The sequence below is a fragment of the Bifidobacterium sp. UBA4282 genome (genome assembly GCF_002394995.1).
GTDB lineage: Bacteria > Actinomycetota > Actinomycetes > Actinomycetales > Bifidobacteriaceae > Bifidobacterium > Bifidobacterium pullorum_B.
In genome coordinates this window covers 1-8,077 of sequence record NZ_DGVO01000001.1, presented here as the reverse complement: position 1 = coordinate 8,077, position 8,077 = coordinate 1, and the positions used below count along the sequence as shown (strand labels likewise).

Here is an 8,077-nt window from a genome sequence, read left to right as displayed (position 1 = left end):
GTCCGCCCCGCCGCAGATCGCCGCATACGCCACATGGCGCGACTTGGGGTGCCGTTCGCGGATCGCCTCCACGAACGCGAGCGCCTCATCCAGCGAATCCACATGGCAGGCATCGCCGATGAACTCCGATTTCTTCTCCACCATCGCATCGTGCGCGGGGTCCTCCGGGGTGTTGAGCAGAGTGAACATCTCGGTCATAGCTCGTCGGTGATCCTCCATTCGCGTACCACGGTCTGGTCCGCACCCATGGAATACACCACGTCCCAGATCCGTTGTCGCACCTGCGCGTCGTACTCCTCCGACCAGCAGGCGCCGTCGGGATGGTCGTCGGACAGCGGGCACCACTGGTACACGCCCTGCCGCTTGTTGGCGGTCGGCAGCCAGTCGATGCGGCTGACGCGCCATGTGCCCGGCTGGCCCTTCTTGCCGGCGAACTGCACACGCGCGGTGACGCCCTGGTTGTTGACGATGTTCTCCGGCGGCGCGTCCACCGTCAGCGCGTTGCCCAGCCCATAGATGATCCAGGTGTCGTTGTACTGCTCGATCGGCTGGGCGCAGTGGCAGCCCGCGCCGTAGATCACGTCGAACGCGCCGGTGTCGGCGAGCGCGTGGGCCTCGGCCACCTGCCAGGTGTCCGCGTCGGTCAGGTACTCCTGCACCGAGTGCATGGCCATAGCCACCACGTCGGCACCCTGTTCGCGCGCCTTGTTGGCCTTGTCCACGGCCTTCTGAATGTCCGCGTCATGGTTCGGGTCGCCGAAGTCGCGCAGACGGTCCACGCGCCAGTCGTAGTCGGCGGTGAAGCCGTTGAGCGACACAGTGCCGGCGACCAGGCCGAGCGTGCCGCCGCCGGTGGGCGATTCGATGAGCAGCGGCTCGTAGGATTCGGCCTCGGTGCTGTAGGAGCCGGTGTGGGCGATGCCCAGGCTGTCCAGCGTGGAGGTGAGCCGCTGGATGCCCTCGGCGCCCTGGTCCCAGGAGTGGTTGGTGGCGTGCGTGCAGGCCGTGTAGCCGACGCGAGCCGCGGAATCGGCAACCTCGGGCGGGATGTTGAACACCGGGTAGCCGGTGTAGGGGCCGCCGCGTTGGGCGATGGGGGTTTCGAACTCGCATACGGCGATGTCCGATTTCTCGATGTACCGGCGCATCGGCTCGAACAGCGGGTCGAAGTTGAAGGCGGTGCCGTCGGTGGCGGTGGTGTCCGGGCCTTCGAAGTTCACCCACAGTTCGGGGTGGAAGAGCAGATCGCCGTTGACCAGCATGGCGATGCAGTCGTCGTCCGGGCAGTCGGGGGAATTGCCGGGGTGCTTGACCACCGGGGTCGGCACAGCCGACTCGCGTTCCAGCGCCACCGTGGCCGGCCCTCGGTCTGCCGGTTCGGCACCGTGGGGTTGGGCGAACACGAACCATGCGGCGATGCAGGCCAGGCAGGCCACCAACAGACCCAACGGCGCGATCCATCGTGCGGCGGTGTGCGGATCCCTGCGCACATGCCGGCCATATCGTTCCTGCGTCATTCTTCCCTCCCGATGGTGCCTCGTGAGACAGGCCGGCCAAGCGGCCCGTATCCCCAGCTTACCCGTGCGCGACGGTCACTGCACGCCGTTGACGAGCGCGGCGGCGACGAGCGCTGCGGCGAAACCCCGCCGGACACCGCACGCCAGCCTCCGGCATATGGACAAACACCGTGACGGGTGGCATGCCAATCCCGACGACACTACAATGTGTCACGGAGACGGATGGACAATGGCGTACCTCCGGCTCCGCTTACGCGACTGCCGCCATGGGTGTCACCGAATATCCGACGATATTCCCTCCCGCAGCCGAGTCGAGGTGCGGCGCGACGAAGCGCAGCGCGATGCCGGACTGCCGTGACAAAGGGCGACCCTCAGACGATGACGTTGTATGTCCCGCCCTTCAGGAATTCCACCGCGGAGCGGACGTTCTGCTCGACCAGCGCGGCCAGCGCGCGGTCGGATCGCCAGGCGACATGCGGGGTGATGATGAGGTTCGGCAACGTGCGCAACGGGTCGTCACCCGGCAGGGGTTCCGGGGCGGTGACGTCGACGGCGGCGGCGATGTCCCCGCGACTCAGACGGCGCAACATCGCGCCGGGTTCGATCAGTTCGGCGCGCGCCGTGTTGACCAGCAGTGTGCCGGGACGCATCAGGTCCAGTTGGTCGGGGCCGATGATGCCGCGTGTGGCGTCGTTGAGGGCCAGGTGCAGGCTGACGATGTCCGCGTGGGAGAAGACCTCGTCCATGGTGGCGGCGGATTCGGCGTTCAGGGCGACGAGTTCCGCGGCGTCGGGGTGGCGGTCCCAGACCAGCAGGCGCAGGCCGATTCCGTGGGCGAGCCGGGCCACGCGGCGACCGATGCCGCCGAAGCCGATGATGCCGAGGATCCTGCCGGACAGTTCCGTGATGTCCGCGCCGGGCCAGCCGCCCTGATGGGTGCGGGCGTTGAGCTCGCCGACGCGATGGGTGCGTTCGAACATGAGGGCGATGGCGTGCTCGGCCACCGCGTTGTCCCCATAGTGCACGGCGTTGCAGATGGTGATGCCGAGACGGCGGGCGGCCTCCAGGTCGATGAAGCTCACCGCACCGGTACCGCAGAACGTGATGCACCGTACACGCCCGGCAATCCGCTCCAACAGTCGCGCGGAAGCACGGAACCCCGTAGACATGACCACGGTGGCGTCCGACATGCGGGCGGCGAGCACATCCTCGTCATCCGTCCAATCGGTGTGGATGCGCACGCGGGCCAGGCCGGCGAACTCGTCCAGCCGATCCCGCAGCAGCGTGGTCATCGAGGGGATGCTCACGGGCACCACAACGAGCGGCAGGTCGGCGCGGTCGGCATCGTATTCGATAACAGGCGGGAGCGATACGCGGCATTCACTGGCGGCGGCAATCATGCAGCCAGCTTAGCGCATGAGCCAACCAACACAGCAGCCAACCTCGACCGCGAAGCAAACGGATGCGCGATTGGCATGAACCGTTTCCGTATATATGACAAAGGGCCCCGGGATGTTCCCGGAACCCTCGATGGCGGAGTCAGAGGGATTCGAACCCTCGAGCCGCAATCAGCGACTAACACCTTAGCAGGGTGCCCCTATCGGCCACTCAGGCATGACTCCAATCTTGAATTGTGCCGCTCCAACGGAGCAACAGCAGTCTACTATACCACCCCGGACGAACTCGACGCACCATATGTCGTCCTCGCACGTCAAACGGTAGATATCTACCGTCTTTCCTTCGCCCCTCTAGGATGGAGGATGACAACGGTCACAACAAGCAGGACCACCAGAAGTCCCGCCGTTCCCCATCTAGGATGGAGTTATGAGTACAGCACCACGGGTCGAGGCCGCGAAACGCGACTGGGGTCATGATGAGACCGGCTGCACGGTGCTGCATATCGACATGGACGCGTTCTACGCCTCCTTGGAGATCGCCCGGTACCCCGAGCTCAAAGGCAAACCGGTCATCATCGGCACCGGCCCGCGTTCCGTGGTCTCCGCCGCCAGTTATGAGGCCCGCCGATACGGCATCAACTCGGCGATGGCGAGCGCCCGCGCGCGCCAGCTCTGCCCGGACGGCGTGTTCCTGCCGGTGGACATGCGCTACTATCGCATGATGTCGCATCGCATCTTCAGCGAGGTATTCAGTCAAATCACCGACCGCATCGAGCAGGTGTCGGTGGACGAATGCTATATGGATGTCTCCGGCGCGCTGTTGCGTTGGGGGTCGCCGAGTGCGATCGGCGCGTGGATCCGCCGGCAGGTGGCCGCCCGGTACCATGTGACCTGTTCGGTGGGCATCGCCGCGAACAAGCTGGTGGCCAAGATGGCCTCCACCAACGCCAAGCCGGACGGCATGCTGCTGATTCCGAAGGCCCGCCATGCCGAGTTCGTGCAGATCATGCCGTTGCGGGGCATCCCCGGCATCGGCCCCTCGCTGGAGCGTCGACTGAACGCGTGGGGCATCGGTTCGGTGGCCGATCTGGCGGCCACGCCTGAGGCCACACTCGCACAGGCGACCGGTTCGGCCACGGTGGCGCACGGACTGATGCTGGCATCCCATGGCATCGATGAGCGTGAGGTCACGCCATACACGCCGGAGAAATCGATCGGCTCGGAACGCACATTCGCCACCGATACCACCGACATGCGCACCGTGAACACCCTGCTGCGCCGCTGCTGTGATGAAGTGGCCTCCACGCTACGCAAACGCGGGCTCATGGCCAGGACCGTAACGGTCAAGCTCCGTTTCGATGACCTGAGCTACCGGACCAAAGCGCATACGATGGACCGTCCGACCGACACGGCGGGCGTGCTGTACCCGCAATCGACGGCGCTGTTGAAGGCGATGCTGGGGCTGCCGCCGGATGCCGGCGAGGGCACGCCGTTGCCCCGGCAGGTGCGATTGGCGGGAGTCAGTGCCAGCGGTTTGGCGGAATGGGAGAGCACACCCGTTCAGATGTCCATCGACGATCTGCTGGAGCAGGATGCCGCATCGAGCGGGCAGACGCGTTCCGCACGGCTACGCGACGCGGAGCAAGCCCTCGACGCCATCCGGCAACGTTACGGCAAAGGAGCGGCGAGCATCGGACTGTAGCACCCCGCCGGCATACCGACGAAGACACAGGCAAGGCGGCGTGGCACAATCCGGCATGGTCCGCGCAGAGGCCCGCCGGTTTACACGGACAAGCCCGACCGCAGACAAGACCCGGCGTCAGACGCCCAGCCGCCGGCAGGCGTCGGCGATCGCCCCATCGGTGGCGGTGGCGGAGAACCGCAGATGGTCCGGGGCGCCGTAGAACTCCCCGGGGCTCGGCACAATGCCCAGCCGCGCCAGATCGGCCATGTCCTGCCAGCAGTCGCCGGAACGGGCCTTCACCCACACGTACAGCGCCCCCTGCGGCATCGCGGCGTCATACCCATACGCCCGCAACGCCCCGACCAAAGCGGACAGACGCCGCTCGTACCGTGCCTTCTGCTCACGCACGGCGTCCCCGTCGCGCAGCCCCTCCGCCATTGCGGCCTGCACGGGGCCGGGAATGATCTGCCCGATCTGCTTGCGGTAGGCCGTCATCCGGGCGACCAGCGCATAGTCGCCGGCGATGAACGCGGTCCGATACCCGGCCATATTCGACTGCTTGCTCAGCGAATACAGCACCAGCACGCCGTCTGCGCTCCCCTCGCACACCTGCGGGTCCAACGCGCACGGCGCCACCCCGCCCTGGCCGGCACGCCAGTCCAGCATCGCATAGCATTCGTCGGACAGCACCACCGCGCCAATCTGGCGCGCGGCCGCCATGATCTCATACAACCATTCGCGCGACAGCGTCTCCCCCGTGGGGTTGCACGGCGAATTGACCCACACGGCCTTCACGTTCGGCACGGAACGCCACGACTCCACATCGGAGACGTCATCGACCTTCAGCACCGTGGCACCGGCCAGCTGCGTGCCGATCTCATACGTCGGGTAGGAGACGCGCGGCTGCACCACCACGTCGCCCGGCCCCAGCCGCAGTAGCGACGCCATCAGCGCCACCGCCTCCTTGGAGCCGACCGTCGGCACGACACCGGCGTTGATCGCCCCCAGGTCAACGCCACGGCAGTCACGGAACCAGTCGGCGATCGCCTCGCGCAGATCCGCCGTGCCAGCCGTAGTGGGGTACCCGTACGCATTCGGATCGTTCGAGGCGGCTGTCAGCGCGCCACGCACCGACAGCGGCACCGAATCGACCGGGGAGCCGACCGACAGATCGATCATGCCGCCGGGAGCGGATGCCGCGGTGCGCTTGTACTCGGCGATACGCGACCAATCGTATGGTGACGAGAACTCGTAGAACCCCATAACGCTCCTTCGTTGAATGGCGACGATGCCGGCGGACGCCGATATCACTGTATCCAGCATACGACGAAGGCCGCCGCATATCGCGACGGCCCCGATACAACAGTGAGCAACAGCGAACGAGCGTCAGGCGTTCTGCGGCGGCAGCGCGGCCACCTGTTCGGGATCCTTGCCCAGCGGGCCGGCCGCGGAGGCGCCGCCCAGATCGCCCACCTCGGCGAAGAAGCTCACGGCGGCATCCTTGTACCACGCCCACTCATCCGGCAGATCATCCTCGTAGAAGATCGCCTCGGTGGGGCAGACCGGCTCGCAGGCGCCGCAGTCGACGCACTCGTTCGGATTGATGTACAGGGAACGGGCGCCCTCGTAGATGCAATCGACCGGGCACTCGTCCACGCAGGCCTTGTCCTTGACGTCCACGCAAGGCTGTGCGATTACGTACGGCATGGCTTACCTCCAGCTGCTGTGTGACTCTGCTACTTCGCGACTCCGACACCATCCGCGACAACCTCGATAGTCCGCCGTTGCGACGACTTGCATCAAGGTCACGATGCATCAGAGTCCGGTAATCGTCTTGTCCTCAGCTTACGCCGTGCGATGGAAGTCGGCGCGCCACCACCCTACCGCAGGTCCATGCCGACGACCACCGGTTCGGGGACCAGCCGCACGCCGTACGCGGCCTCGACCCCGTCCTGCACCGCGCGGGCGAGTTCGGCCACGTCGGCCGCCGACGCCCCGCCGCGATTGGTCAGGGCCAGCGTATGCATGGTGGACAGGCCGGCCGTGGCGTCCTCGGAGGTCCTGAACCCCTTGTGGAAGCCGGCGTGGTCGATCAGCCAGGCGGCCGAGGTCTTGACGCCGGGCGTGCCGTCGGGCAGGACGGCGTCGAAGCGCGGCGCGTCCTCGGGCAGGCATGCGGCCTGCTCGGCGGTCAGGATCGGGTTCATGAAGAAGCTGCCACAGCTGTGGCGGTCGAAATCGGGGGTGATGTCGACGGGGGAAGAGGGGCCGCCGGCCGCATCGGATGCCGCCGCGGCGACCGCCTCGCCGTACTGGGCGCGCAGGGCGATCCGCACCTGATCATCGCGCTTGGTGCCGGCCATGGCCGGGCCCAGGTACCGGGCGGCGTCCTCCAGCATGCCCTTGGAGGCGCGCACCTTGAGCACCGCATTGCGGATGGCGTCGGTCTCCATGCGGTCGCCGACCTCAACGCCGAGCGCCTTGGCGAGCTGGCCGTAGCTGACGGTGCCGGTGGCGCTGTGCCGCAGGGCGAACGTGACGGAGAGGACCACGTAGCGCGGCGTCGGGAAGAACTCGCCGGCCGGGGTGGCCGGTGCCGCATACATGCTGGATTTGAGCGCCGACGAACGGTATCCGAACCTCAGGTCCTCCGGTGTCAGTTCAACGGTGCGCTTGTCCCGGCGGTCCCAGGCCTCCACCGATTCCACGGACGCGCCGACCTCCTGGCCGTAGGCGCCGATGTTCTGCACCACGGACGCGCCGACGGTGCCGGGGATGCCGGAGAGCCCCTCGACACCCTCCAGACCCATCTGCACCGTGAACGCCACGAAGTCGTCCCAGTTGCAGCCGGCCTCGGCGTTGACGTGCACGGTGCGGTCGCCGCCCTCCACCGGGGCCGCCTCGTCGGGCACGGTGATGGCGCGGCGGGCGTCGCGGACCACCACGCCGGGGAACGGCGCGTCGGACACCAGCATGTTGGAGCCGCCGCCGATCACGCACAGCGGCAGGCCCTTGGCGTCGGCCTCCTCGATGGCCTCGATGACGCCGACGCGTGTGGTGGGTTCGATGAAACGGGCGATGGGGCCGCCCACGCCGATGGTGGTGAGTTCCGCAAAAGTCGTCATGCCTGTCATCCTATACGAAAAAACCCGACCGGTTGGGTCGGGTTCGAAAGCCTGTATGTGCTCAGCGGGTCTCGCGATGCACGGTCTGCTTGCCGCAGCGGGAGCAGAACTTCTTCAGCTCCAGACGATCCGGCGTGTTACGGCGGTTCTTCGTCGTGATGTAGTTGCGTTCCTTGCACTCAGTGCATGCCAGCGTGATGCCCGGACGGATGTCGGCGCTCTTGCTTGCCATTGTCATTCACCTCTGTGTTCGTTGTCCGCCGACGGTCGCCGGCTCTTGTAGCGAGGAAGAGACTCGAACTCTTGACCTTACGATTATGAGTCGTACGCTCTAACCAGCTGAGCTACCCCGCC

8 protein-coding genes and 2 tRNA genes are annotated in these 8,077 nt (G+C 66.7%); 1 reads left to right on the top strand and 9 read right to left on the bottom strand.

Going from position 1 to position 8,077, the window contains the following annotated elements; translation table 11 throughout:
- The 4 genes from B4C31_RS00050 to B4C31_RS00035 all read right to left on the bottom strand — a co-directional run.
- A partial coding sequence (locus tag B4C31_RS00050) for a YigZ family protein (protein ID WP_291530825.1) occupies positions 1–189 on the bottom strand: 189 nt, incomplete at its 3' end.
- A gap of 5 nt (positions 190–194) precedes the next feature.
- Positions 195–1,517: a CapA family protein gene (locus B4C31_RS00045; RefSeq protein WP_291530824.1), complete on the bottom strand. Its 1,323-nt coding sequence runs from the start codon at positions 1,515–1,517 to the stop codon at positions 195–197.
- 371 nt (positions 1,518–1,888) lie between these two features.
- Complete coding sequence (locus tag B4C31_RS00040; RefSeq protein ID WP_291530823.1) at positions 1,889–2,917, bottom strand: NAD(P)-dependent oxidoreductase; 1,029 nt, start codon at positions 2,915–2,917, stop codon at positions 1,889–1,891.
- 131 nt (positions 2,918–3,048) lie between these two features.
- Positions 3,049–3,139 (bottom strand) — tRNA-Ser (locus B4C31_RS00035).
- Positions 3,140–3,341: 202 nt separating this feature from the next.
- On the opposite strand from B4C31_RS00035, the gene dinB reads away from it, so the two are divergent.
- Positions 3,342–4,616, top strand: a complete 1,275-nt coding sequence (gene dinB, locus B4C31_RS00030) for a DNA polymerase IV (protein WP_291530822.1) — start codon at positions 3,342–3,344, stop codon at positions 4,614–4,616.
- Between the two features lie 117 nt (positions 4,617–4,733).
- Here dinB and dapC read toward each other — a convergent pair whose 3' ends face one another.
- The 5 genes from dapC to B4C31_RS00005 all read right to left on the bottom strand — a co-directional run bounded on the left by dapC (position 4,734) and on the right by B4C31_RS00005 (position 8,077).
- A complete protein-coding gene (gene dapC / locus B4C31_RS00025) occupies positions 4,734–5,861 on the bottom strand; it encodes a succinyldiaminopimelate transaminase (RefSeq protein ID WP_291530821.1) in 1,128 nt (375 codons plus the stop codon).
- A 123-nt stretch (positions 5,862–5,984) separates the two neighbouring features.
- Positions 5,985–6,305, bottom strand: a complete 321-nt coding sequence (gene fdxA / locus B4C31_RS00020) for a ferredoxin (protein WP_204388533.1) — start codon at positions 6,303–6,305, stop codon at positions 5,985–5,987.
- 173 nt (positions 6,306–6,478) lie between these two features.
- On the bottom strand, positions 6,479–7,723 hold the full coding sequence (locus B4C31_RS00015; protein WP_291530820.1) for a UDP-N-acetylmuramate dehydrogenase: 1,245 nt from the start codon (positions 7,721–7,723) through the stop codon (positions 6,479–6,481).
- A gap of 61 nt (positions 7,724–7,784) precedes the next feature.
- Positions 7,785–7,955, bottom strand: coding sequence for a 50S ribosomal protein L33 (gene rpmG / locus B4C31_RS00010; protein WP_003807891.1), 171 nt, complete (start codon positions 7,953–7,955; stop codon positions 7,785–7,787).
- 48 nt (positions 7,956–8,003) lie between these two features.
- A tRNA-Met gene (locus B4C31_RS00005) sits at positions 8,004–8,077 on the bottom strand.